This is a genomic window from Rhizobium sp. BT04 (genome assembly GCF_030053135.1).
GTDB classification, from domain to species: domain Bacteria; phylum Pseudomonadota; class Alphaproteobacteria; order Rhizobiales; family Rhizobiaceae; genus Rhizobium; species Rhizobium binxianense.
In genome coordinates this window covers 735,568-760,501 of record NZ_CP125652.1, presented here as the reverse complement: position 1 = coordinate 760,501, position 24,934 = coordinate 735,568, and the positions used below count along the sequence as shown (strand labels likewise).

27 protein-coding genes and 1 pseudogene are annotated in these 24,934 nt (G+C 61.2%); 14 read left to right on the top strand and 14 right to left on the bottom strand.

Annotated elements, in window-relative coordinates:
* Window positions 1-236 precede the first annotated feature (236 nt).
* Together QMO82_RS12270 and QMO82_RS12265 are read left to right on the top strand one after the other, a co-directional pair.
* Window positions 237-1,640, top strand: coding sequence for an L-serine ammonia-lyase (locus QMO82_RS12270; RefSeq protein WP_183607251.1), 1,404 nt, complete (start codon window positions 237-239; stop codon window positions 1,638-1,640).
* A 161-nt stretch (window positions 1,641-1,801) separates the two neighbouring features.
* Window positions 1,802-2,239, top strand: a complete 438-nt coding sequence (locus QMO82_RS12265; RefSeq protein ID WP_183607252.1) for a DUF1489 family protein — start codon at window positions 1,802-1,804, stop codon at window positions 2,237-2,239.
* Window positions 2,240-2,388: 149 nt separating this feature from the next.
* Here QMO82_RS12265 and QMO82_RS12260 read toward each other — a convergent pair whose 3' ends face one another.
* The 7 genes and pseudogenes from QMO82_RS12260 to QMO82_RS12230 all read right to left on the bottom strand — a co-directional run bounded on the left by QMO82_RS12260 (window position 2,389) and on the right by QMO82_RS12230 (window position 8,502).
* A complete protein-coding gene (locus tag QMO82_RS12260; RefSeq protein ID WP_183607253.1) occupies window positions 2,389-2,664 on the bottom strand; it encodes a hypothetical protein in 276 nt (91 codons plus the stop codon).
* A gap of 113 nt (window positions 2,665-2,777) precedes the next feature.
* Window positions 2,778-4,334: a serine hydrolase gene (locus QMO82_RS12255; RefSeq protein ID WP_183607254.1), complete on the bottom strand. Its 1,557-nt coding sequence runs from the start codon at window positions 4,332-4,334 to the stop codon at window positions 2,778-2,780.
* A 157-nt stretch (window positions 4,335-4,491) separates the two neighbouring features.
* Entirely contained in the window at window positions 4,492-5,238 is a 747-nt protein-coding gene (locus QMO82_RS12250) for a hypothetical protein (protein ID WP_183607255.1), read from the bottom strand.
* 250 nt (window positions 5,239-5,488) lie between these two features.
* On the bottom strand, window positions 5,489-6,094 hold the full coding sequence (locus QMO82_RS12245; RefSeq protein ID WP_183607256.1) for a transglutaminase-like cysteine peptidase: 606 nt from the start codon (window positions 6,092-6,094) through the stop codon (window positions 5,489-5,491).
* A 364-nt stretch (window positions 6,095-6,458) separates the two neighbouring features.
* A pseudogene (locus tag QMO82_RS12240) lies at window positions 6,459-7,001 on the bottom strand (alpha/beta fold hydrolase); the annotation flags it as partial.
* A gap of 120 nt (window positions 7,002-7,121) precedes the next feature.
* Complete coding sequence (locus tag QMO82_RS12235; protein WP_183607257.1) at window positions 7,122-7,733, bottom strand: PilZ domain-containing protein; 612 nt, start codon at window positions 7,731-7,733, stop codon at window positions 7,122-7,124.
* Between the two features lie 124 nt (window positions 7,734-7,857).
* Window positions 7,858-8,502 (bottom strand): PAS domain-containing protein, encoded by a 645-nt coding sequence (locus tag QMO82_RS12230; RefSeq protein ID WP_183607258.1) that lies wholly within the window; start codon window positions 8,500-8,502, stop codon window positions 7,858-7,860.
* A 263-nt stretch (window positions 8,503-8,765) separates the two neighbouring features.
* Here QMO82_RS12230 and QMO82_RS12225 point away from each other — a divergent pair, with 263 nt between their 5' ends.
* Together QMO82_RS12225 and QMO82_RS12220 are read left to right on the top strand one after the other, a co-directional pair.
* Entirely contained in the window at window positions 8,766-9,557 is a 792-nt protein-coding gene (locus QMO82_RS12225) for a rhomboid family intramembrane serine protease (RefSeq protein WP_183607259.1), read from the top strand.
* 91 nt (window positions 9,558-9,648) lie between these two features.
* On the top strand, window positions 9,649-10,083 hold the full coding sequence (locus QMO82_RS12220) for a CBS domain-containing protein (protein WP_183607260.1): 435 nt from the start codon (window positions 9,649-9,651) through the stop codon (window positions 10,081-10,083).
* An 85-nt stretch (window positions 10,084-10,168) separates the two neighbouring features.
* Here the strand turns inward: QMO82_RS12220 and QMO82_RS12215 are convergent, their stop codons facing one another.
* From QMO82_RS12215 to folE, 3 genes are all read right to left on the bottom strand, one after another.
* Entirely contained in the window at window positions 10,169-11,131 is a 963-nt protein-coding gene (locus QMO82_RS12215) for a patatin-like phospholipase family protein (RefSeq protein ID WP_183607261.1), read from the bottom strand.
* Between the two features lie 117 nt (window positions 11,132-11,248).
* Window positions 11,249-11,701 (bottom strand): phosphoribosyl-AMP cyclohydrolase, encoded by a 453-nt coding sequence (gene hisI / locus QMO82_RS12210; RefSeq protein ID WP_097612728.1) that lies wholly within the window; start codon window positions 11,699-11,701, stop codon window positions 11,249-11,251.
* Between the two features lie 25 nt (window positions 11,702-11,726).
* The gene (folE, locus tag QMO82_RS12205; RefSeq protein ID WP_183607262.1) at window positions 11,727-12,341 is read right to left on the bottom strand and encodes a GTP cyclohydrolase I FolE; all 615 of its coding nucleotides are present in this window, start codon (window positions 12,339-12,341) and stop codon (window positions 11,727-11,729) included.
* 310 nt (window positions 12,342-12,651) lie between these two features.
* Between folE and QMO82_RS12200 the strand changes: the two genes are divergently transcribed.
* The 4 genes from QMO82_RS12200 (at window position 12,652) to thrS (ending at window position 16,293) form a co-directional block, all read left to right on the top strand.
* Window positions 12,652-13,098, top strand: coding sequence for an iron-sulfur cluster assembly scaffold protein (locus tag QMO82_RS12200; RefSeq protein WP_183607263.1), 447 nt, complete (start codon window positions 12,652-12,654; stop codon window positions 13,096-13,098).
* A gap of 5 nt (window positions 13,099-13,103) precedes the next feature.
* A complete protein-coding gene (yidD, locus tag QMO82_RS12195) occupies window positions 13,104-13,508 on the top strand; it encodes a membrane protein insertion efficiency factor YidD (protein WP_183607264.1) in 405 nt (134 codons plus the stop codon).
* A gap of 127 nt (window positions 13,509-13,635) precedes the next feature.
* Window positions 13,636-14,163, top strand: coding sequence for a DUF1697 domain-containing protein (locus tag QMO82_RS12190; protein ID WP_183607265.1), 528 nt, complete (start codon window positions 13,636-13,638; stop codon window positions 14,161-14,163).
* A 123-nt stretch (window positions 14,164-14,286) separates the two neighbouring features.
* Window positions 14,287-16,293 carry a threonine--tRNA ligase gene (gene thrS, locus QMO82_RS12185; RefSeq protein ID WP_097619681.1) on the top strand — a complete coding sequence of 669 codons (2,007 nt, stop codon included), beginning with the start codon at window positions 14,287-14,289 and terminating at the stop codon, window positions 16,291-16,293.
* Window positions 16,294-16,491: 198 nt separating this feature from the next.
* Here the strand turns inward: thrS and QMO82_RS12180 are convergent, their stop codons facing one another.
* Window positions 16,492-17,592 (bottom strand): hypothetical protein, encoded by a 1,101-nt coding sequence (locus tag QMO82_RS12180; RefSeq protein ID WP_183610836.1) that lies wholly within the window; start codon window positions 17,590-17,592, stop codon window positions 16,492-16,494.
* A 113-nt stretch (window positions 17,593-17,705) separates the two neighbouring features.
* Here QMO82_RS12180 and QMO82_RS12175 point away from each other — a divergent pair, with 113 nt between their 5' ends.
* The 3 genes from QMO82_RS12175 to QMO82_RS12165 all read left to right on the top strand — a co-directional run bounded on the left by QMO82_RS12175 (window position 17,706) and on the right by QMO82_RS12165 (window position 20,152).
* Entirely contained in the window at window positions 17,706-18,290 is a 585-nt protein-coding gene (locus QMO82_RS12175) for a nitroreductase (RefSeq protein WP_183607267.1), read from the top strand.
* Window positions 18,290-18,901: a flavin reductase family protein gene (locus QMO82_RS12170; RefSeq protein ID WP_183607268.1), complete on the top strand. Its 612-nt coding sequence runs from the start codon at window positions 18,290-18,292 to the stop codon at window positions 18,899-18,901. Before QMO82_RS12175 ends, QMO82_RS12170 begins: the two co-directional genes overlap by 1 nt.
* Window positions 18,902-19,009: 108 nt before the next feature.
* On the top strand, window positions 19,010-20,152 hold the full coding sequence (locus tag QMO82_RS12165) for a DUF2336 domain-containing protein (RefSeq protein ID WP_183607269.1): 1,143 nt from the start codon (window positions 19,010-19,012) through the stop codon (window positions 20,150-20,152).
* On the opposite strand, the gene QMO82_RS12160 is transcribed toward QMO82_RS12165, so the two are convergent.
* Window positions 20,149-20,559: a hypothetical protein gene (locus QMO82_RS12160; RefSeq protein ID WP_183607270.1), complete on the bottom strand. Its 411-nt coding sequence runs from the start codon at window positions 20,557-20,559 to the stop codon at window positions 20,149-20,151. The two genes, QMO82_RS12165 and QMO82_RS12160, sit on opposite strands and share 4 nt — an antisense overlap.
* Window positions 20,560-20,689: 130 nt before the next feature.
* On the opposite strand from QMO82_RS12160, the gene QMO82_RS12155 reads away from it, so the two are divergent.
* A complete protein-coding gene (locus QMO82_RS12155) occupies window positions 20,690-21,148 on the top strand; it encodes a GNAT family N-acetyltransferase (RefSeq protein WP_183607271.1) in 459 nt (152 codons plus the stop codon).
* 18 nt (window positions 21,149-21,166) lie between these two features.
* On the opposite strand, the gene QMO82_RS12150 is transcribed toward QMO82_RS12155, so the two are convergent.
* Window positions 21,167-22,384 (bottom strand): AI-2E family transporter, encoded by a 1,218-nt coding sequence (locus QMO82_RS12150; protein ID WP_183607272.1) that lies wholly within the window; start codon window positions 22,382-22,384, stop codon window positions 21,167-21,169.
* A gap of 115 nt (window positions 22,385-22,499) precedes the next feature.
* On the bottom strand, window positions 22,500-23,639 hold the full coding sequence (locus QMO82_RS12145; protein WP_183607273.1) for an esterase-like activity of phytase family protein: 1,140 nt from the start codon (window positions 23,637-23,639) through the stop codon (window positions 22,500-22,502).
* Window positions 23,640-23,925: 286 nt separating this feature from the next.
* On the opposite strand from QMO82_RS12145, the gene QMO82_RS12140 reads away from it, so the two are divergent.
* Window positions 23,926-24,324, top strand: a complete 399-nt coding sequence (locus QMO82_RS12140; protein ID WP_183607274.1) for a hypothetical protein — start codon at window positions 23,926-23,928, stop codon at window positions 24,322-24,324.
* A gap of 129 nt (window positions 24,325-24,453) precedes the next feature.
* Entirely contained in the window at window positions 24,454-24,900 is a 447-nt protein-coding gene (locus QMO82_RS12135; RefSeq protein WP_183607275.1) for a hypothetical protein, read from the top strand.
* Window positions 24,901-24,934: the final 34 nt, after the last annotated feature.

Here is a 24,934-nt window from a genome sequence, read left to right as displayed (position 1 = left end):
ATGCTGCAATGACTGGTAAGGTCGGCCGCTTGGTTTTAGCGCCGACCCGCGAAGATCGGATTCGATTTTCGAAAGGGATTATGCGCAAACTCAAGCTGCCGGAGCGTCTTTCAGCGCGTCATCGGACGCATGGCGTTCTACCAATGTCGCACCGGCTCCATGCGATGTCGGTGCGCCGCACGGATTGAAGACCGGCGTCGCTTAAGCTTGCATCCTCGTAATCAGAAGGCGCATCCATGTTTCTCTCGGTATTCGATGTCTTCAAAATCGGTGTTGGGCCGTCGAGTTCGCACACGATGGGTCCGATGTCGGCCGCCAACCGGTTTCTCGCACTGATCCTGTCGAACGAATGGCCGCGCCCATCGTCGGGCGCTGAGGTCGTCGCGATCAAGGTCAGCCTGCACGGCTCGCTTGCCCATACCGGTATCGGCCATGGCACGGGCAGGGCGGTCATTCTCGGCCTGATGGGCGAGGCGCCCGACAGCGTCGATCCCGACAAGATGGACGGCATCGTCGATATGGTCGAGCGCACCGGGCGCATCACGCCGGAGGGTCATCCCGCCTACCAGTTCCAGCCGAAGACCGATCTGGTCTTCGACAAGAAGCAGCCGTTGCCCGGCCATGCCAACGGCATGTCCTTTTCCGCCTTTGACAGGGATGGCCGGCTGCTGCTTAAGCGCATCTACTATTCGGTCGGCGGCGGCTTCGTCGTCACCGACACCGAGTTGGAACAGATGCGTGCGAAGAAGAGCGCGGCCAGCGGGACGCGCGTGCCCTATCCGTTCTCGACGGCAAAACAGATGCTCGATATGGCGGAGCGCTCGGGGCTGTCGATCGCGCAGATGAAGCGGGCGAACGAGGAGAGCCAGCGCAGCCGGGAGGAGCTCGATCAGGGACTCGACCGCATCTGGGAAGCGATGCGCTCCTGCATCGAGCGTGGCCTCAAGGTCGACGGCATCATGCCGGGTGGACTCAACGTCAAGCGCCGCGCCCGCAGGATTCACGACAAGCTGGAGGAGGAGTGGCGCAGCAACCGCGTCAACCCGCTGCTCGCCAACGACTGGCTCTCCGTCTATGCGATGGCTGTCAACGAGGAGAATGCAGCCGGCGGGCGCGTCGTCACCGCACCGACCAATGGTGCGGCCGGCGTCATTCCGGCGACGATCCGCTATTACGAGCATTTCCACGAGGACTGGGACCAGAACGGCATCCGCGATTATCTGCTGACGGCCGCGGCCATCGGCGGCATCATCAAGCATAATGCCTCGATCTCGGGCGCCGAGGTCGGCTGTCAGGGCGAGGTCGGATCGGCGGCGGCGATGGCGGCCGCCGGCCTTGCCGCGGTCATGGGCGGCACCCCGGAGCAAATCGAGAACGCCGCCGAGATCGCGCTCGAACATCATCTCGGCATGACCTGCGACCCGGTCGCGGGCCTGGTGCAGGTTCCCTGCATCGAGCGCAACGCGCTCGGCGCCGTCAAAGCGGTCACTGCGGCATCCCTCGCCGTCAAGGGCGACGGCCAGCATTTCGTGCCGCTCGACGCCTGCATCGAGACGATGCGCCAGACCGGTCACGACATGAGCGAAAAATACAAGGAAACCTCGACGGGTGGTCTTGCCGTCAATGTCGTGGAATGCTGAGTTTCCGGACGCTTGCGTAAGAGCGCGCTTTCCCAGGCAAAAGCGTTTAACGCTTTGCCCGGCAAAAGCGCTGCGCGCTTTGCCTGGGAAAACCGCTCACACTTTTTGTGGAATTGCTTTAGACGCTTGACGCTCGCTGCCAAAAGGATTTCAACGGCGGCATGGCATTGCATCTCATCAAACTCTGTGTCGGCGCCGACTCGATAGACGATCTGCGCGAATGGGTGGCGGAACGCTCGCTCAGCGCCATCGCCGCCGGACTTGAGCCGCACTCGGTGCACACGACGCGAATGGTGCCGAAACGCATCGAGGAGCTGCTGGATGGCGGCTCGCTCTACTGGGTGATCAAGGGACAGGTGCAGGCGCGGCAGAAACTGCTCGGCATCCAGACCTTCACCGACGGCGAGGGCATTTCGCGCTGCCGGCTGATGCTCGGCCCGGAGGTCATCGAGACGGCTGTGCAGTCGAAGCGCCCCTTCCAAGGCTGGCGTTATTACACTGAGGACGACGTGCCGCGCGACCTGACAAGCCTTGGGGCCGGTATTGTCGAAATGCCTGCGGACCTTCGCCGCGAGCTGACCGAGCTTGGCCTGCTCTAAACCGCGTCGCGATCTTTCAGATTCGCTCCTCGCGCTTTAGATCCTTGTTTTTACGCATGCGGTTATCGCAAAACCGCTGCACACTTTTTGCGCGACATGCTCTAATCCCGAAAATCAGAACCGGTTTTCTGCAGGCGGATGTCTGCCGTTCAGCGTAGGCGCAGTTGCACCGGCGCGCTACCGTCGGGCGAAGTCACATGCAGGTGAATGCGAGCTTCGGGCTGCGAATAACGCCAGGCGCGGGCGCCATGGCAAAGCAGCAGATTGATGAGATCTCGGGTCTTCGGAGACTTCGGCTTCGGTCGCTGCAGGCCGATCTCGGCCAGGCGCATGGCCGCCTCGTGCAACGGATGCAGGGAAGAGCGGCCTTTGGCCGTCGTACGGCGGTCTGAAGGCATTCCCGGAACATTCTCATTGATCGCCATTGTTTTCCCCGTACGCAATACTGATCGAGTTCAAGAAAAGTGGCCGGAAACGCAAACACCGATTCCGGCCGTCACCGATGCCGCCGGCCATTTTGCAGGCAGCATCGAATAGCTCATTGGGCAGCCGCCCAGCACTTGATGCCGGCCTTCTTCAAGGCCTTGCAGGCGTTGACCGCATCACGCTGGTCATCGAAACCACCGAAGCGGGCGCGATAGAGCTGGTCACCACCAGCGCCGTAGGCGACGGCGAAAGGCTTTGCCGAGGCCAATGCCTTGCCGCCCTTGCCCTTAGCGTTCTCCAGAAGGTCCATGGCCATCTGCCGGCTCGGCGAGACGCCGACCTGCACGACCCAGCCGGCGGGGCCATTGTTGGCAGAAACGGGGCTGGCAGAGGCAGGGCTGGTCGAGGCCGTCGTGACGTTGTCGACGCCGGTATCGCTTTCCGACGGCATGGATGCGGGCGCCGGCTTCGGTGCGGGGACCGATGCCTGCTGCTTGAAGGTCATGGTCTTGACTTTGGTCGGCGCCGGCATCGGCTGCGCGACCAGCGGATTGTCGGATTTCGGTGCTGATGTCTCGGCATAGGCGACTTCGGTCTCGGCGACCTGATAGCGCGCATCCGGCAGCGGGCCTTTGTGCGGAAGGCTGAGATCGGCAACTGCTGCCGAAACCGGCGGCTGCGCCGCGGTGATGGTCTTTGCCATTTGCGGCTGGACCTTCTGCGGCTGGACCGGCGCAGGTGTCTCAATCATTGCAGAGGCGGGGGCAGGGGCCGCCTGGGCGATCAGCGCCGACGATCCACCACGGCTCGATGCCTTCGGCAGATAGGTGGCGATCAGATTGCGCATCTGGGCATCGCGGGCAGGCGTCGAGGCGCCGCCGAGCACGACACCAACGATCGACTTGCCGTCCAACTGCACCGAGCTCACCAGGTTGAAACCGGCAGCTCTGGTGTAGCCGGTCTTGATGCCGTCGACGCCGCGTACCGAACCGACCAGGCGGTTGTGGCTGCGGATCGTGCGACTGCCGAACTTGAAGGCGCGGGTGGAGAAATAGCCGTAATATTGCGGGAAATGCTGACGAAGAGCGATACCGAGGCGGGCCTGATCGCGCGCCGTTGTCATCTGCGCCGTATTCGGCAGGCCGTTGGCGTTGCGATAGGTGGTGCGCGTCATGCCGAGCGCATGCGCCTTGGCGGTCATCAGCTGGGCAAAACGATCCTCGCTGCCGCCGCCGAGCATTTCGCCGAGCGCGGTGGCGGCATCATTGGCCGACAGGGTGACGAGCCCGAGAATGCCTTGCTCGACGGTGATCGTGCCGCCGGCGCGAACGCCGAGCTTGGTCGGCGCCTGGGCTGCCGCATGGGCGGAGAAGGGAACCGGCGTATCGAGACGGATGCGACCCTGTTCCAGCGCCTCGAAGGTCATGTAGAGGGTCATCATCTTGGTCAGGGAGGCGGGATATTGCAGCCGGTCGGCATTCTCACTGTAGAGAACATTGCCGGTCTTGGCGTCGACGACGATGCCTGCATATTTCGAATTCGCCGCTTCCGCTTCGGCACTTACCGAATCGACCAGGACGATCGTGACGGCCACCGAAAGGATCGCCAGCAGCTTTGCGAAAAAACTACCGGATCGGGACGATGATACGGAGGAGACTGACCTTGACACTATTCCACTCTTCGCTTTGCATTTCAGATATTTGGCACTTCAGATATTCGGCCGGAACCGCACACCTCCCGCCGCGCAGCTCGTCTTTCAAATCTACCGATTGGGCGTTACCAATCCGTTTATGATGAATCGTTTATTTCGCTGTCCGGGGAGCATTTTAGGGACTTGTTGCAGAACGGTTCATAAGACGCGCTTCCACAAAGGTGCGGATAGCGGCATCAATATGTTCCCAGTCATCGAGATGGCTGCTGGAGAAGCGGTAGAGAACGCTGAGATCGTTGCCGACTTTGATATCGCGTTGGCAATCTCCGCTCGTCGCCTTGTCCGGGGCTGAAGGCAATACGCAGCGTACCACGTAATCCGGGCCGTCTTTGACGGGCGCCGTCAACAGCACCTCGTCGCCGTAACCGGCGTCGGCGCGAAGACGATGCAGCGTCAGGCCGTTGCCGAAAGTCTCGGCCGGTCCTTCGAGCAGATGCGAATAGATCGGCTCCAGCCGGCCGGACATGTCGCGCGACATGGTGCTCTGGGTGATCTGCAGAAAGAGCAGGCCGGAGGATTGGGTGACATCGTCGAATCGAAGATGGTTTTCCTTGCCGTAACCCTGCATTTCGGGCCAGGCGAGGTAGAGATCGACGCGCTCGGCCGCGCCTTCATGCCTTTGGCTCGGGAAGCGGATGGCATTCTCGGGGAATTTCACGCTGTCGCGGCCGATCGTCAGCGAGATCTCGGCAGTGCTGTCCGTGTTGCCGGCAAGCGAGATATGCCGGCCGAACCAGCGCCCGCCGATGCTGATGGCGACGGTCAGCACTGCAAGGACCGCAATCACCGCCATCGTGCGAAGGAGAAACCCCATCGAGAAAAGCGGCTGCTCTTGGGATGCGCTGTGCACGGCATGGCTCATGGCGGTTCTTCGCGTTTCGGCCGCGGGAAAACATGAATCGCCGGTGCCGATGATGAATCTGATCGGCAGGATCAGACCGGCATGGTTAATAATTCGCTAAAGCATGTCGGGGAAGGAACGAATGCTTGTCCCAAAAGAAAACGAGCCGTTCCCGGGACAGCGGGAACGGCTCTTGAGGCGCCGGTCGGGGACGGGATGCGGGGACTGACCGGGCCGCAGGCTGCAGCCGGCATGGAGCCGGCAGTATTTCTTACTTGACGCTACCGACCGCGACAGCGCGGCCGTCCTGAAGCTTCGACCAGCGGGCCGGATCGTCGGCGGACTGGCGTTTCAGATAGGTGTATTCGGTATCCGACCACAGCAGCACCTTGTTGCGCATATTGTCGAGGATGAAGTCGCCGTGATCGGTGCGGACCGTCAGTACGGCATGGCCTTCGCCGTTCGGCTGCAACACGACTGTTATCAGCGTGTCTGACGGCGAGAAGCCGTCCTCGATCAGCATCTTGCGCTTGAGCAGGGCATAATCCTCACAGTCACCGACGGTTGTGGGATAAGCCCAGCGCTCCTCGACGCCGTAGATCTGTTCATCCGTCTCCGGCTGAATCGTCGAATTGACCGTGTAATTGACCTTGAGAATTTCCTTCCAGCGATCCTCGGTGAGGATAGCCGGTCCGGCATCGCCGCCGACCTCGACGCATTCTTTCGGATTTGCCTTGCAGAATTCATAATGTCCGATCGGCTGGCTGGCATTGCCTGCCAGCGCCATGCTGGCGGGCGTCGCCTGTCCCGAACCCGCCATTGCCATCATGAGGACACCGGCCAGCAGGCCGCCTTTCAGGATGTTCGCACTTGTCATTGCCGTCTCCCCGTAAGTTGAGGCGACAATGGCACAGACGTTTTTATCCCGCGCAAAATTACGCAATAGAATTAAAGGCTTAGTTGATTCAAATGCCGGTAAAATCTGGCTAAAAACCAAGTCGAATGCGACTAAAACTTGAAGCGGATTTGTCTCGAAATCGATTAAAAATGTAATTGGCGCAACAAGGCTTTCGGCCGCAAAAAGGTTGCGTTGCCGTGCCGGCGTTAAGGGTTTTCGTTGAGCCGGGTAAGATCCGATGTCTTGGGGTTGCGCTGGGAAAGCCGGCGATGCAGGCCGGGCTCGGTCGATTCGACCGCTTCAAAAGCAGAATTTCGCTTAGATCCGCGTTTCCGGCGGCAAATTATTTTTGAGGAAAATTGCGAAACCGATCGGTGGCGGCGACGATCGCCGCACTCATATCGGGATTTTCAGTGGAATGGGCGGCATGCGGGAGGATTTTGAGTTCGCTTTGTGGCCAGGCGCGCGCAAGTTCCCAGGCGGTGACAAGCGGCGCCTCGATGTCGAGCCTTCCCTGCAGCAGGACGGCGGGAATGCCTGTCAGGCGCGCGGCGTTCTTCAAAAGCTGGCCGTCTTCCAGCCAGGCGCCATGGATAAAATAATGGGTGATGATGCGGGCGCGGGCAAGCAGATAGGTCGGATTGGCCCAGCGGCGCGGCAGCCCCTCGGGATCGGCGAGCAGGATCGAGGCCGCCTCCCAGTCATGCCAGTCACGCGACGCCTTCAGCCGCGTGTCCGGGCTGGGGTCGTTGAGCAGACGATGATAGGCGGCCACCATGTTCTGATCGCGTTCCCGGTGACCTGCGGGAACCGCCTGTTGGAAACGGTGCCATTCTTCCGGAAAAAGCGGCGCCATGCCGCGATAGAGCCACAGGATTTCGAGCCTGCTTTCCGAAGCCAGATTCCTTGCCGCTTGCAGATCTCTTGCCGTGAAGCTCAAGCCCTGTCAACGCGACCTGACCGGGTGCGCACCGGACTCGGCAAGCGCGACAGGATCAGCAGCCTGTCAGAGGAATTCGCGCAGCGTCTCGCGGGACTGGATCGACAGGAATTCGATCGCCACACCTTCGACGAAATGGCGCACGACGCGGCCGCGCATGTTGCCGAGGCGCACCGCCGTTCCGATCGAGGGGCGCATCTCGACGTCGACGGCAGCGCCCGACAGCGAAAGGTCCATGATGCGGCAGGAATAACGTGTACCGTCTTCGAGGGTCAGCTCGGTCTTCGTGTCGCGCGGCGTCAGGCGGTCATGGCGACGATCTTCCGGCAGGCCGAGTTCGTGCTTGTTGGCAAGCCAGGTGAGCTGGGCGGCGAGCTTCTCGCGCTTCCGCTCGGTGGCATTGATCGACATGGTGAAGCCGCGGCCATCGAGCGTCTGGACATAACCTTCGACACGGCCGAGATGGTCGATATAGGCGACGACGCGTTCGTTGGCGCGCGGCCGGCCGGGGCAGGTGACGTACATGTCGCCAGGCGACATGTCGATCACCATGCATTCGAATTCCTCGTAGTTCGCAAGCATCAGCCGGCCCTGCATATTGATGGGCACACGCTGAAAAACGCCGTGTTCAGGGCGCGGCGCAGGTCGTTGCGTCTGAGCTGGCTGGAACGAGTGCATCAAGGGGCTTCTTCATCAAAATCGCAGAGACCGATCTTTACCCGCAATCCATTAACAGAAGGTTGTTTTGCCTCAATCGGACATAGCCGAAAACGAGTATGTCCGATGTCCCGAAACGAAACGATCAGTGCGCCTCCACACTCAGCAGCTGCGACACCATGCGGCGCATGACCTGGCCGAACCCGGCGCTTTTTCCGGCGACGATTTCATTGATGGGGCGCAGTTCGGTCGGCGCGGCGGTGCCGAATTTTCCGGGCAGAAGGCGGCTTCGGTCGAGCGCCAGGAATTCGAGCGGTACAACCTCCAGCCAGCTCGCAGCCGCCGTGGGTGCGATCGCGCCGAGCAGCCGGTCGCAGGCGCCGTGCGGCGAGCGCAGCGGCATCATGATGATCTCGAAGGAGGCCTGATGACCGATGGTGCTGTAGCCGGTCGCATTGAACAGGGCCGGCATGGCATGGTCCATCACGCCCATCGCCGTGCGTTCGATATCCGCGTGCTGGCCGTTTCCCCAGAGTGAGGAGAACCGTTCGCCGCGCAGATCCCGCCCGAACAGATCGCAGATACGGGTGCCGGCGAGCCGGAAGCCGATGTTTCCTGCGTCGCGCGTCTCGAGGATGAAGAGGCTTTGCAGCAGGTGGGGTACGGCGGAGGGTTCGACCTGCGATTTCAGCGGCGCATCGGCAGCGCCGCGGATACGGTTCCAGTAGTCAAAAATTTCGATGGTCGTTTGCACACGCATTTTACACCAACCTGTCCCATTCCGGATCATTTTCGGGCAGTCATTGCCCGTACAGGCTCTACCTTGCGGATTTCATGCCAAACCGAGGCCGTTAAGGTTAAGAAACGGTTTCGGTTGAGGTGCAGTGCCTGTCGTGACACTGTCCTTTCATCGCTTCGACTTTCGAAGTTTAGCACAACCTGCGGGGTCCAGGTCTTTCCAGGAGCTCCCGGTCACGCCGTCCGGCACTTCGGACGGCTTTTTTTTTGACAGGTGCTCCTGTATGGCTGTGGCCTCAACGAGGCGATATTGAAATGAATGAGCAGACGGCCGAGCCGCATAAGGCGCCCGAACCTCCCGAGGTCCAGCCGCCGGCAAAGCCGCCGCGCGTGCCGGTCTTCAACCTCCCGCCGGCGCTGTTCTTCAGCCTTTGCCTGCTTGTTCTCATCTATGCGGTGCAGGAACTCGTGCTTTCCGACGATGTGATGAGCTGGCTGCTCTTCACCTTCGGCTTCGTTCCCGCCCGCTATGTGATTCCGCTGTCGCAACAAGGGCCGGAGCTGTTCTGGACGCCCGTCACCTATTCTCTGCTGCACGGCAGCGTCCAGCATATCGTCTTCAACGCCTTCTGGCTGATGGCCTTCGGCGCCCCGGTCGTGCGCCGCATCGGGACGCTGCGTTTCGTGCTCTTCTGGCTTTTTTCGGCGGTCGCGTCCGCCGCCCTGCACGCGGTGTTGAACTGGGGGGATGTGACGCTGCTGATCGGTGCGTCGGGCGTCATCTCCGGGCTGATGGGCGCTGCCTGCCGATTCGCCTTTCCGGCCGAACGGCGACCGATGCTGCCGGCCCATCTCAATCCCCGGCTTTCCATCGTCGAGGCGCTGAAGAGCCGCACCGTCGTCATCTTCATGCTGCTCTGGCTGGTCGGCAACGCCTTGATCGCCATCGGCATTCCGCTCGTCGGCGACAGCGACCAGGCGATTGCCTGGGACGCGCATATCGGCGGTTTCGTCTTCGGCTTCCTCCTCTTTTCGCTGTTCGACCGGGCGCCGCGCCCGCCCGTGACGGAACCTGCCGGAACGGAGAAGGATTTGTTGCAATCCTGAGCCGGGCAGTGCACGATTGACCTATCCGCGCTGGGGGGAGAAACCGCCGCGGATGCCTGTGACAAGTGTTTCACGGACATAGGAGGTTCGAATGGCCAGTTCAGTCAAAGCAATTCTCGACCTGAAGGGCAGGGACGTCGTCACCGCCGGGCCGAATACCACGGTCGCCGAGGCGGCCGTTATCCTGAGCAAGAAGAAGATCGGCGCCATCGTCGTCGTCGGCATGGAAAACCGGATTTCCGGAATGTTCACCGAGCGCGATCTCGTGCATGCCATCGCCAAACATGGCAAGGACGGCCTCGACCAGTCGCTGGCCCAGGTTATGACCGCAAAGGTCTACCGCTGCCACGAGGAAACGACCGTCAACGAGCTGATGGAGCTGATGACCAGCCGCCGTTTCCGGCACGTACCTGTCGAAAGCAACGGTAAGCTTGCCGGCATCATCTCGATCGGCGACGTGGTGAAATCGCGCATCGCCGAAGTTGAGCGCGAGACCGAGGAAATCAAGGCCTATATCGCCGGCTGAGGTTTTCGTCTGTTTGGGTTGACCGACGTCGTCGTCGCAAAACCACGACACGCCTTTGGACGGCATGTATCAGGGGTGGCTGGCATCAGGGGTGGGTGGCGTAGACTTCCTGCATGCGTTTGATCTCGGGGAGCCGGGCTCTGGCTTCCTCGTAGCCGCGTTCGATCGCCTCGCCGGCCCGGTGGAATTCGGAAAGGCCGATATAGCTGAGACGCGGCTGCAGCGAAATATCGGGCGGGTCGCCGGCAAGACGGGCGCGGGCGATCCTGTCCTGGATGATGTTGAAGGCCTGCACCATGACGCCGGTCATGCCGAGACGGGCATAGGGCGCCTCTTCCTGCTTTTGCACTTCCTGCGGCGAGAGGCTGGCATTGTGCCGGACGACGGCCGAGCGGCCGTAGAGATCGTAGTTGAGATTGACGGCGACGACCAGCGGCTGCTCATAGGCGCGGCAGACGGAGACGGGCACCGGATTGACCAGCGCCCCGTCGACCAGCGTGCGATGGTTGCTGCGCACCGGCTCGAAGATGCCGGGAAGGGCATAGGAGGCGCGCAACGCCGTAATCAGCGAACCATTGGCGATCCAGACCTCGTGACCGGTATTGACCTCGGCGGCGACCGCCACGAACGGCCGGTCGAGATCCTCGACATTCAGGCCTTCGAGATGTTCCTGCATGCGCTTGGTCAGCCGCATGCCGCCGAACAGGCCGCTGCCGCCGATGGTGAGATCGAGGAGACTGGCGATCCGGCGCATCGTCAGCGAGCGGGCGAAGCTTTCAAGTTCATCGAGTTTGCCGGCGAGATAGCAGCCGCCGACCAGCGCGCCGATCGAGGTGCCGGCAATCATGCCGATCTCGATCTTTGCCTCGTCGAGCGCACGCAGCACGCCTATATGGGCCCAGCCGCGGGCAGCGCCGCCGCCGAGCGCAAGCGCAATCTTGATTTTCTTGACAGGCGCGGGAGGCGGGATCGTCTCGAGGGTGGTCGACATGCCGGAACCAGCACCTTCGCCTTCAGAGCTTTGACGATGCAGACTCCAGCTCAGCATGGCGCTCTCCCCTCCCAGCAGAACACTTGGTTCCCGATAGTGTGCCCGATCAGTTTCCAAATGGTATATAGAAGCGATTTCTGGCGCAATAAGGAGCAAATGCCGGAGAAATTCGGGCTATTTTCCGTAGACATCCTGTGGATCGAAATGTAGCTCGTCGTCGACGATATCCAGCATCGGCTTTCCGTCCCGAAGCGTGATCGTCCGATAGAAGCAGGAGCGACGGCCGGTGTGACAGGTGGCGTCGTGGCCGGCGACCTCGACCTTCAGCCAGATGGCGTCCTGATCGCAATCGGTGCGAATTTCCTTCACCGTCTGGAGATTGCCCGAGGTCTCGCCCTTCTTCCAGATCTTGCCGCGCGAACGGCTGAAATAATGGGCCGTGCCGGTCTGGATGGTCAGCGCCAGCGCCTGAGCATTCATATGCGCCACCATCAGCAACTCGCCGTCGCCGGCGTCGGTGACGATGGCGGTGATCAGGCCGCGGTCATCGAAACGCGGCGTGAAATCGCCGGCGTCTTCCAACGCCGACTTGTCCTCGGATGGTTGATTGAAGATCAGTTGGTTCATCGCGGCCCTCCTGAGGGAGCCGGTATCAGCGGCTCCGCACCATGCTCATGAAACGGGCCTGATCGGCCGGCTCGGTCTTGAACGTACCCGTAAACGTCGTCGTCAGCGTGGTCGAGCCCTGCTTCTGAACGCCGCGCATCGCCATGCACATATGTTCGGCCTCGATCATCACAGCGACGCCGCGCGGATTCAGCGTATCGTCAATGGCCCGGGCGATCTGCGCGGTCATCGTTTCCTGCGTCTGCAGGCGGCGGCCATAGATCTCGACCACACGGGCAATCTTCGACAGGCCGAGCACTCGCCCGTCCGGCATGTAGGCGACGTGGGCCTTGCCGATGATCGGCACCATGTGGTGTTCGCAATGCGAGAAGAACGGGATGTCCTTGACGAGGACCATGTCGTCGTAGCCGGCGACCTCCTCGAAGGTACGGCCGAGCACGTCTTCCGCCGCCATGTCGTAACCGGAAAAAAGCTCGCGGTAGGATTTGACGACACGGGCCGGCGTTTCGAGCAGGCCTTCGCGCGTCGGGTCGTCACCGACCCAGCGCAACAGGACGCGAACGGCTTCCTCCGCCTCCTGCTGGGAGGGACGATCGGAGTCGCGGGTCGTCTGCGGAAAGTTTTTTACGATGGCGTCCATGAACAATGGTCTCCTGGTCCGCACCGCGGACCGATCTGTCGGAATCGCCACTGGTCAATCCCATGCGGGAATTCATGCACCTTTGGCAGGCTCCGGGGCTTTCAAGGCGCATTCAACGCCCGTCCGGCACGGTTTCCCAATCAAACTTACACGAGGCCATTGCATTTTTATGGCCTTCGAACGACATACATATAGGAAGACGGCCATCGTATGTAAGTATCCTCAGATGACACGGTGTGTTTTTTGTTTCAACAACAATAACAGCCCCTATTGAGGCCGATCCGCAGCGATTTGGGAGCGGAAATCCAACATGGACGATATCTACAACAGCAAGATCCTCGAATTCGCCGGCAATATTCCGTTGACCGGGACGCTTGATGATGCCGATGCGAGTGCCCAGGCCTATTCCAAGCTCTGCGGCTCGAAGGTGCGGATCTGGCTGAAGATGGATGGCGACACCGTGACTGGTTTTGCTCATGACGTGAAGGCCTGCGCGCTCGGCCAGGCCTCTTCCTCGATCATGGCGCGACACGTCGTCGGCGCCACATCGGGCGAATTGCGCCAGGCACGCCAGGACATGCTTGCCATGCTGAAGGCGGATGGGGCGGGGCCTGAAGGCCGTTTCGAAGACATGCGTTATCTCCGGCCGGTCCGGGACTACAAGGCCCGCCATGCCTCGACGATGCTGACCTTCGACGCCGTCGTCGATGCGATCGGGCAGATCGAGGCGAAACGGGCGGAAGTTGTCGAGGCGTAACTGACATGTGCGAGTTCTGCGCCCTGCAGGCAGGCGATGAGGAAGACGGCGGCGCCGCCGGACCTGAAAAGCCGCGTGAAAAGGCTGCACGCACTTCCCGCAATTATACCGGCCCATTCCGCAAGTCCCCGGACCGCCTGCTCGGCATGGGGGTCATCCGCCTCTATCAGCTGACGCTTTCCGGCTTTGTCGGCAATTCCTGCCGGCATATCCCGACCTGTTCCGAATACGGCTACGAGTCGATCGCCCGCCACGGCCTGTGGGCCGGCGGCTGGATGACGCTGTTTCGCGTCGGCCGCTGCGGCCCGGGCGGCACCAGCGGCCTCGACCCGGTGCCGGAAATACTCGGCGAACACTTCCGCTGGTGGACGCCGTGGCGGTATCTCTCCCTCGGACGCAAGAGAGGGTAAACGCCATGACGACGCCTTGCGAATACGCATGCGTGTCGGAGAGCCGGGCAGCGACGATGCGTAAGGTGCGGTCACCATTCGGTGACCGTGGTCTCGGATCCAGGGCAACCGAGGAGGTCTGGCAGTCATGAGCATGTTCGTCGCCCTTCTGCACAGCATCGTCCTGACGCCCGATCGCCGCGTCATCATGCAGGATTTGCGAACACTGGCCGAAGAGCTCGGATTTCGCGAGCCGCGCACGCTGGTTTCCACCGGCAATCTGGTTTTCGAGGCCGACGATATGCGGCCGCACGAACTCGAGGTCATGCTGGAAGAGGGCTTTGAAGAAAAGTTCGGCAAACATGTCGATATCGTCGTGCGCAGCGACTGCACGTGGATGGCGCTTTGCAGCACCAATCCCTTCAAGGACGGCGATGGTGACCAGGTCATCGTCCGAGTGATGCGCCTGCCGGTCGACCCGAAGAAGGTGGAGGCGCTGAAACCGCTGATGGCGGAGGGACAGCGCATCGCCGTCGTCGGCGGCGATCTCTGGATCGATTTCGCCGGCAAGCCGAGCCAATCCAAACTGCTTTCGGCGCTGACGACCAAGCGGCTCGGCGTCGGCACGATGCGCAACTGGAACACCGTGTGCGGCCTTGCGGAAATGATCATGTAGGTCGGCTTCTTCTTTACTCACACACCAAATCTGGCTATCAGGCGGCGGCGCATCCAAAGAACGGAGGCGCTTCCATTTCAACCACCCGCATTCGTTGGCGGGACTGGACAAGGAGAAATTTCAATGTCTGACGCTATTTCCCTGACATTTCCCGATGGTTCCGTGCGCAGCTTTCAGGCTGGCGCGACCGGCAGGGATGTCGCCGAATCCATTTCCAAGTCGCTCGCCAAGAGCGCGGTCGCCATTGCGCTTGACGGCGCCGTGCAGGACCTTTCCGATCCCGTCACCGATGGGAAGATCGAGATCATCACCCGCAAGGACGGCCGTGCACTGGAACTCATCCGCCATGACGCCGCGCACGTCATGGCCGAAGCGGTGCAGGAGCTCTGGCCCGGCACGCAGGTGACGATCGGCCCGGTCATCGAAAACGGCTTCTATTACGACTTCGCCAAGAACGAGCCCTTCACGCCCGACGATCTGCCGAAGATCGAAAAGAAGATGAAGGAGATCATCGCCCGCAATGCGCCTTTCACCAAGCAGGTGTGGTCGCGCGAGAAGGCCAAGGAGGTTTTTGCAGCCAAGGGCGAGCAGTACAAGGTCGAGCTCGTCGATGCGATTCCCGAAGGGCAGGATCTAAAGATCTACAATCAGGGCGATTGGTTCGATCTCTGCCGCGGCCCGCATATGGCCTCCACCGGCCAGATCGGTACGGCCTTCAAGTTGATGAAGGTTGCCGGCGCCTATTGGCGCGGCGACAGCAACAACGCCATGCTCTCGCGCATTTACGGCACGGCATGGGCTGATCAAGCTGATCTCGACAACTATCTGCATATGCTGGCCGAAGCGGAAAAGCGCGACCATCGCAAGCTCGGCCGCGAAATGGACCTGTTCCATTTCCAGGAAGAAGGCCCCGGTGTCGTCTTCTGGCACGGCAAGGGCTGGCGCATCTTCCAGACGCTCGTTGCCTATATGCGCCGCCGGCTTGCCGTCGACTATGAAGAAGTCAACGCGCCGCAGGTGCTCGACACCTCGCTCTGGGAGACCTCGGGTCACTGGGGCTGGTATCAGGAAAACATGTTCGCCGTGAAATCGGCGCATGCGATGACGCATCCCGACGACAAGGAAGCGGATAATCGCGTCTTCGCGCTGAAGCCGATGAATTGCCCGGGCCACGTGCAGATCTTCAAGCATGGCCTGAAATCCTATCGCGAACTGCCGATCCGCCTTGCCGAATTCGGCCTGGTGCATCGCTACGAGCCTTCAGGCGCGCTGCATGGCCTGATGCGCGTGCGCGGCTTCACGCAGGACGACGCGCACATCTTCTGCACGGACGAACAGATGGCCGCCGAGTGCCTGAAGATCAACGACCTGATCCTGTCGGTCTATGAAGACTTCGGTTTCAAGGAAATCGTCGTCAAGCTTTCCACTCGTCCGGAAAAGCGTGTCGGCTCCGACGCGCTCTGGGATCGGGCGGAAGCCGTCATGACCGACGTGCTGAAGACGATCGAGGCGCAATCCGAGGGCCGCATCAAGACCGGCATCCTGCCGGGCGAGGGCGCCTTCTACGGGCCGAAGTTCGAATATACGCTGAAGGATGCGATCGGCCGCGAATGGCAGTGCGGGACGACGCAGGTCGACTTCAACCTGCCGGAACGTTTCGGCGCCTTCTACATCGACAGCAACTCCGAAAAGACGCAGCCGGTGATGATCCACCGGGCCATCTGCGGCTCGATGGAGCGCTTCCTCGGTATTCTGATCGAGAACTTCGCCGGCCACATGCCGCTCTGGGTATCGCCGCTGCAGATCGTGGTAGCAACGATCACCTCGGAAGCCGACGCCTACGGGCTTGAGGTGGCCGAAGCGCTGCGCGAAGCCGGTCTCAACGTCGAGACCGATTTCCGCAACGAGAAGATCAACTACAAGGTCCGCGAACACTCGGTCACCAAGGTTCCCGTCATCATCGTCTGCGGCAGGAAGGAGGCCGAGGAGCGCACGGTCAACATCCGGCGCCTCGGCAGCCAGGACCAGGTTTCGATGGGGCTCGACGCCGCGGTCGAGAGCCTTACCCTCGAGGCGACGCCTCCCGACATCCGCCGCAAGGCCGAAGCAAAGAAAGCCAAGGCGGCCTGAAAACCACCGGGCTCCGACAGCGCCGGATTCGGCGCTGTCGGAAATCCAATCTACAATCACAATGTCGTTGTGACGACGGGAACTCGTCATCCCGAGCGTTGAAGGGTTCCCGATCTGCGTCGTCAGGGGCTTTCCAGCGGTCTTCTCAGTGACGGCGAAGCGCACTTCTCCAAATAAACCGAAACCGCTTACTCTAAATCAATCGAGGCTGGTGTCGTCGCCGCCCTGCGGGGCGAGTTGTTCGTAAGAGGGGAGCGGTGCCACCGGAGCCGGCTGGACGCCTGGCGGCGGCGGCGTGCCCACAGGCACCTGCTGCACCGTGCGGGCCGCGTCGTTCACCGGCGGCTGCGGCTGCTGATCCTTCATCAGAACCTCGACATCGGTATTCCTGCCAGCGACGACGGTGAAATCGCGCTGGTAGATCTTGTCCTTGTTGCGGGCGACGGCGGAATATCCGCCTTCGGCAAGAACCATAGTCGGGAAGGCGCTGACGCTTTCGCCGACGCTGTCGCCGGCCGCCGTCAGGATCGACCATGCCGTATCGGCGATCGCCTCGCCGCCGGCATCGGAGACCAGCTTGAAAGTGACCTGCGCGGCGCGATGCTGGATCGTCGCCTCGGTCAGCTTGCCGGCTTCGACCTGGATGTCGGCGCGGATGACGGCGTTGACGCTGCCATATTCGGAAACGATGTGATAGGTGCCGGCATTGAGGCGGACGACGGTGTTCGGCGAGACATCGGCCACGACGAGGCCGCGCTCGCCGTCGTCGCGCACCTCCGAGGAATAGATCGAGAAGCTCAACTGATCGGGGCGGATGCGGGCATCGGTGCCGGAGACGGCGTTGAGCAGCAGGCCGCCGGCATCGAGCACCATCACCTGTTTGCCGACTTCGCCATCAGCGGGCACGGTCAGTTTCTTGGTGACGCCGGCGCGGCCGAAGGAGACGTTGACGAAATAATCGCCGGGAGCGAGCTGGAAGGCGGCGGTTCCGCCCTTGGCGCTGGCAATCAGCGGCAGCTTGCCGTCGGTTCCGGCGATCGGGCTGAAGACGTACCAGGAGAGGCCTTCCTCGACCGGTGTGCCGTCCGCGGTCAGCTTGGCTTCCAGCGGGACATCACGCAGCTTGACGCCTTCGGGCGCCGCGCCGGGCGCGATGAAAGCATTCAGCTTGGGCATCTTCGACGTTGAGTCGAGCTGTTTGAATTCCTTGAAGGCATCCTGAGCGCTGGCGCCCAAGGGCGTCAGTATCATCAGGGCGATGGCAAGGCCGATGCGTGCAAAGGGCGAAATGCCAAACATCTGTTTCGTGAACCGATTGACTTCTGAAATCGCAAAGGCCACTTCAAGACCAACGCGATGGCAAATTCAAGACCCAGCCTTTGCAGCCGCATAAAAATGAGAGTTTCTCCCGCATGAAATCCGATATCAAGCTGATCGACTACCTCGCCGTGCGCCGCTCCATCCCCGCTTTCCAGATGTGCGAACCAGGCCCCGAGAGGGCCGAGATCGAGGAAATATTGCGGCTTGCCTCGCGTGTCCCCGATCACGGCAAGATCGCGCCATGGCGCTTCATCGTCTATCGCGGACAGCACCGCGCCCATCTCGGCGAGGCGCTTCTGAAGTTGGCGCTCGAGGCAAAGCCCGAGCTTTCCGAGGAGATGATCGAGGTCGAGCGCGCCCGTTTCACCCGCGCGCCCGTGGTTGTCGCCGTCGTCAGCAAGGCGGGGCCGCACATCAAGATCCCGGAGTGGGAGCAGCTGATGTCGGCCGGCGCGCTCTGCCTCAACGTCATCCTCGCCGCCAATGCCAGCGGTTATGTCGCCAACTGGCTGACGGAGTGGTTCGCCTATGACGAACGCGCCTATCCGCTGCTCGGAGTCGGGCCGGATGAAAAGGTGGCGGGCTTCATCCATATCGGCTCGACGACATTTCCGGCGATCGAGCGGCCGCGGCCGGAGCTTGCCGACACCGTGACCTGGGTCGGCGGAGAGGACTGATGTTCTACACCACCGGCAGCAATCGGCACGGGCTCGCGCATGACCCCTTCAAGGCGATCGTCTCGCCGCGTCCGATCGGCTGGATCGGCAGCAAGGGCAGGGACGGTTCGATCAATCTGGCGCCCTATTCCTTCTTCAATGCCGTTTCCGATCGGCCGAAGCTGGTGATGTTTTCCTCCAGCGGTCGCAAGGACAGCCAGCGCAATGCGGCCGAAACCGACGTCTTCACCTGCAGTTTCGTCAGCCGCAATCTCGCCGAGAAGATGAACCTTTCCTCGGCGGCGCTGCCCTATGGCGACAGTGAATTTGATTTCGCCGGCCTGACTGCGAAGCAGGCCGAACTGATCGACGCGCCCTATGTCGGCGAGGCTTTCGCGGTGCTCGAATGCAAGGTCACCGAGATCATCGAGCCGAAGACGCTGTCGGGCGAACCGTCCGAAAACGTCTTCGTCTTCGGCGAAGTGGTCGGCATTCACATCGACGAGGCGATCGTCCGGGACGGCCGCCTCGACATGTCGCTCGCCCGGCCGGTCGCGCGTCTCGGCTATATGGATTACAGCGAAGCCAGCGAGGTCTTCGAAATGTTTCGGCCGAAGCCGCAGCAAGGTTGAGGTGAACGAGCAAGGCGCACAAAGGCTTAAGAAACATGGTGAACCAATCTTAAACCTTTTGCCGCTACCGTCGCAGCATTGAATGAAACGCGAGGGAATCGCGTTCAAGTGCTGGGGCGTCGCGTGATCGTAGAAGCTTTCCTTCGTTGGATCGAAACCGCCAAGACCGGTGACCGGGCCCGGGCCGCAAATGCACTGGGGCGAGCTTATCTGCAATCCGAGATGACGGCGGACGAGCGCGCGGCGGCCGAGATGGCGATGACCTTCCTGCTCGACGATCCGTCGCCGCGCGTGCGGCTGGCGCTGGCCGAGGCGATCGCCTGGTCACCGGATGCGCCGCGCAGCCTGATCCTCTCGCTTGCCGAAGACCAGCCCGAAGTCGCCTGCCACGCGGTGACCTGTTCGCCGCTTTTGAGCGATGCCGATCTCGTCGACCTTGCCGCCCGCGGCAACGGTGCCACCCGCATGCTGATCGCGGCGAGGGCGCATGTGACGCGCCCTGTCTCCGCCGCCCTTGCGGAGGTTGGCGACGAAGAGGAACTGCTCTGCCTGCTCGAGAATGACGGTGCGATAATCTCTACCCTATCGTTGAAACGCATCGCCGAACGGCTCGGTGACTGCTGCGATATTCGCAACCTGCTTCTCGACCGCAGCGATCTTCCCGCCGATGCCCGCCAGCTGCTGACCCAGCATGTCAGCAATGCGCTGATCGGCCTGCCGCTGGCACAGGCGGCGATTGGCCTGCAGCGGCTCCAGCGCATCAGCCGTGAGGCGACCGAGGCTGCGATCGTCTCGATTGCCGGCGACATTGCGCCGCGTGAAATACCCGACCTCGTCCAGCATCTACGCCTCAATGGCCGGCTGACACCGTCCTTCCTGATGCACGCGCTCTGCGCCGGCAAGGTGGATTTCTTCGCCGGCGCGATTGTCGATCTCACAGGCTGCAGCGACCGCCGGGTGCGTTCGATCCTGGCAACCGGGCGCATGCATGCGGTGCGCGCGCTCTACGAATCCGCCGGCCTGCCGAGGGACATCAGCGTCATCTTCGTCGAGGCGACGATGCTGTGGCGTGACGCCGCCAGAAAAGCACCAGGCAGCATGACCGGCACCATCTGCGGCCGTCTTCTCGATAAATTCCGCCATCACGAGGCGCATGGTGCCGTCGGCGAGCTGCTCGACATGGTGGAAAAGCTTGGTGTCGCCGAACAGCGGCAATCGGCCCGCGTTTATGCGGCTCTTGCGGCCGCCTAATCGGCGAGCCGCGTCACCACCCAGGAATAACTGGTGGAGACGAAATGCACCGGCTTGGCGACCGTGTCCTTGACGCTCCTGCCGGAGGGCAGATGGTCGCGCACCTGCTGGGCAATGTCGTCGGCGAAACCAAGCAGCCCCTGCGGGCGCTGTTCGGCCACTTCAGCGACAGCCGGGGGAGCAGGCGCCGGCTTCGGCGGCTCGGCGGCAGCGAGGGCCTTCGGCGCCTCGCACACCGCAATCACCGAGGGATAGCTGACATTGGCATAGGTTTTTAGCTGACGTTCGGCTTCGGCGTCACAAGCGGCAACGGTTTCCCAGCGCTTATCGACCGTCGCGACATAGCTGCACTGGCTGATGGAATCGTCGCAACCGAGAATGGTCATGGCGATGAGCACCGCTTGCATATTCTGTCTCCTTGGCTATGGAACCTGACATCGCCTTAGACGGCGCAATTCCAACCGAAAGAAGGCGAAGGCATTAACTCTTCGTCACCTCGGGAAAAATTTGCGCCTTTCGCAAGCATTGGGAATCATCATGTCCGTCATCATCGCCCAGGAGCCGCCGCGCCAGGACGGCGTCATCCGCCTTCTCGATCTTTCCGACGCCTATGCGCAGTCGCTCTATCCCGCGGAAAGCAACCATCTGGTCGACCTCTCCGTGCTGGAGAAACCTTCGGTGAGCTTCTTGGTTGCCCGCAACGACGGCACGATCGTCGGCTGTTGCGCGCTGGTCGAAGCCGGCGACGGCACGGCTGAGATCAAGCGGATGTTCGTCGATCCCGAGGCAAGGGGGCTGAGGATCGCCAGCGGCCTGATGAATGCGCTCGAAGCGATCGCCAGGGAAAAGCGGCTGACGGCGATCCGGCTCGAAACCGGCATCTACCAGCCCGAGGCGATCGCTCTCTACCGCAAATACGGTTACCAGGACATCGAGCCCTTCGGCGCTTATCTGCCGGATCCGCTGAGCCTGTTCATGGAAAAGCGGCTGGGGTGACGATCCGCGAAGGCCGGTTCAGCCTTCGGCAACGCGCGGGATCGTTTTCGGTGGTCCGGGGACGGTCGGCGGTGCCAGTTCGTCGATAAGTACCTGCGGTCCCGTCTCGCTCTTGTCGGCGTTGCGGGCTTCGTGGATCCATTCGCGCCAGATGGCGACGATCAGCGCCATCAGCACCGGGCCGATGAAGAGGCCGAGGAAACCCATCGTCTTGACGCCGCCGACGAGGCCGAAAAAAGTCGGCAGGAAGGGCAGCTTGATCGGCCCGCCGACGAGCTTCGGCCGCAGCGTCTTATCGACGATGAAGAGTTCGACCGTACCCCAGACGAAAAGACCGATGCCGGCGACATGCGAGCCGCTGGCCAGCAGATAAACGGAGACCAGCGTGAAGGAGAGCGGCGCGCCGCCCGGGATCAGCGCCATCACGCCTGTGAGCACGCCGAGGGTGACAGGCGAGGGCACGCCGGCGATCCAGTAGGCGACCCCGAGCACGATGCCTTCGCCGATGGCGATCAGCGTCATGCCCATGACGGTGGAGCTGATCGTCGCCGGCACGACGCGGGAAATACGCTCCCAGCGGTTCGGCAGGATGCGCTCTCCGAGCATGTCGATCTGCTTGGAGAAGGAGAAGCCGTCGCGATAGACGAAGAACAGCGCGATCAGCATGAAGAGCAGCGTCAGCAGCAGGTGGAAGGCGCCGCCGCCGGCCGCAAGCACGGCACGGTAGATATTGCCGATATTGGCGCCGCTGACCGCCTGGATGACTTCGCCGAGAGCGCCGGGGCTGCCGATATATTTTGTCCAGACTTCATCGAGATAGGCGCCTGCCCAAGGCAGGGCGACGATCCAGTCGGGCGTCGGGGCGCCGGCGCGGTTGGCGTGGATTGCCCAGGCAACCCAGTTGCGCACTTCGCCCGTCGTATAGGTGATCGCAAGCCCGATCGGGATGACCAGGAAGGTGATGATCATGAGGATGGCGACGGTCGCGGCGATCGTCGTATTGCCGCCGACCCGGGCAAGAAGCTGGCGGTAGAGCGGCCAGCTGGCAAAGCCGATGACGAGAGCGGCGAGCACCGGCACGAGGAAGCCGTAGAAGAAATAGACGCCGGCCGCAACGATCAGGACCAGCAGCCAGCGCGCCGCCGAGATGGAGGGAATCAGCGGCGTGCGCGTTTGCGCCGACGATCCGAGCCATCGCGGTTCATGATTGCTTTTCTGACGGTCGAATACACCCACGCGCGCCTCTTCTTTTTCTTGTACTCTGGTTATGGGCCATCACCCCCGCGGTTTCAAGGTGCATAGCCCGAAAGCGTATACAAAGCGTCGCTATTCGACCGTCAGATGCAGCATCTTACGATTGCGGACGGCTGAGAATCTTGAAGGCGTAGAACTGCGTCTTCTGAGCGGGCGAGAAGTTGTTGTCGGAGCCAAGGATGAGAACGTCGCTGCCGTCCTTGGCCCTGCCGAACGACATGGCCTCGATATTGTCGGGGACGAGGCCGATCGCTCTCACATCGAGGATCTGGCTCTTGCGGGCGGGGACGACGCGCTGGTCGTTCTTGGCGAGTGAGGCGATGACGGATATGTCGGTCGCATCTGCGAGATCTATCATCATGATCTTGACGTTATTGCCGAAGCCTTCGGCGTAGCTGCGCTCGACGGCGAGCAGGCGGTGATCGTCAAGCGCAAGCATCTCCGACATGCCGTTATCATTGCCGCCGTCGGCCTTGGCGGCGGCCTGCGGGATCGGCGAGACCGGGTAGACATACTGCGCCTTCGGCTCGCCGGTCGCGCCATCATAACGGATGATGCGCGACAGGCCGCCCGTCGCCAGCGACGGCTTCGGGCCATCCTGATAGAGCGCCGCTTCGACGCCGACGAAAACATCACCCGAGGGCGCGACGGCGAGGTCCTCGAAGGCGAGATTGTCGCGGATGCCGGTCGACTTGTCGGCGGTCGGCGCAAAGCCTTGCGGCAGCTTGAATTCACGGATGAAGGACCCGTCCGGCCCGGCAACGCGGATGAAGGGCGGCAGCAGCACCTTGGCGTCGCCTTCGCTGCCCCAGTAGATGCCGTCCTTGCCGAGGCGGATCGATTCCGGATCGACCGTTTTTGCGGCGAAAGGCTCACCGTTCTTGTCCTTCAGCGTGACCTGCTTGACGATCGAAACGCCCTTTATTCCCGAAGCATCGACATCGATGTCGAGTTCATAAAAGCGGGCCGGAGCCCTTTCCGAGCGGTCGTCGCTGATCGCGATATAGTGGCCGGTGGCGGCATCGAAATCGAGGCCTGATATGCCGCCGAATTCGACGCCGTTTTCCATGTGCCCGGTGGGGATGACGAATTCACCGAGGTAAGAGAGCGAAATGCCGGCGGCGCAATCGCCGAAAGGGCAGGCGGTCTCGAACGTGGCGCCGATTTCGGTGGCGCTGACGGTGACGGTGCTGGACAGGAGAACGAAAGCGGCAGTCGCGAGAAAACGCTTGGTCATGACAAATATCCGGCAAGGGGTTGAAAACGGTCGAACCGGCGCCGCCACTCCCTCAAGGGGAAGGCGCGCCGACCGTGTCATGCGCCGGTTGTTTGACGGAGTTGTTACGGTTCTTCGTCAGTTCCGTGAAATCGCAGATGCTGAGCAAACGCAGCTTCGATGGCGGACGTCCTCACTGAAATGCCGAAGGCCGCGTGCTTGCGGTCGTCGATACGCTAAAATTTTAGCTTTCGCCGCGAGAATTGTTTCAACCTTGATGTGTATTTTTAGGTTGAAGGAGAAAATCATGGGCTGGAAGATTTTCGCTATATGCAGTGCGATTTCGTGCATCTGGGGCATATTCGATTGTGTGGCAGGGAATGATCCGCTCGGCGTGGTAGATGCTATCGCATTGCTATTCTGGTTGTGTGGAACAGCAGTCGTTGGATTTTACGCATTCGACATTGTGGTTTTAGATCTAAGAATTCTAAATCTATTCTTTGTTTTATTTTCAATATTTGTGTTGGTGCAGATCAGTTGCGCATTATGGGTTGCGCTGCCTCTGATAGGGCAAGCCCGCTCCAACGCCTACGCCGCTGGTGTTATGATTTCGTTCTTCGCGATCTTAGCCTTGGACGGGTTGAATTGGGTTGCTATACGCCGCTATTCGAGAGGCTACACCCTTAGAGGACTGGCAGAGTTTTAAATTGAACGAATGTCGATTTTCAAGAATCACGAACCCTCGAAATTGGGTTGGCCTCCTGTCATGTTTAGAGGCACGCAAGTAGCCCACAGTCCGGCTCAGCTGCGACCTTGTAATTGTGAAGGAAAGTTCATGAGAATGATCGCTGGACTTGTGGCAGTCGTGGGCTGCATTTTGGTGTCAGGTTGCGAATCCAAGTCCGATCTGATTCATCAGATCGAGGTTTCGGAACTCCACCCCTTAGGTGAAGAGTGCAACGGTTTGTTTTACAAGCTGGATCGTGACGCCCTGGTCCTCGTAGAGGAAGGTAAAGGAGTTCGCAAACTTGCCGACGGCGTTACGGTGCGCAAGGACGAAAAATCTGTAATTTTAGAGTTTGGAATTGAGCCGACAATTTTCCAATGGGTTCTGACGCCGACGGCTGCCGAGGACGTCGTAAGGCTTGAATCGCGCATGAGGCACCCTCTCACCGAGGCACAATTGGCCTACTACAAGAAAGCGACCGGGAGGGTGCCGGATGACGTTAATAAAATTTGGACAAGTTTCAAAGGATTTACCCTCTGCCCGGCGCGAACATAACCCATGTCCCCTATTCAAAATTCCTAATAAGTTG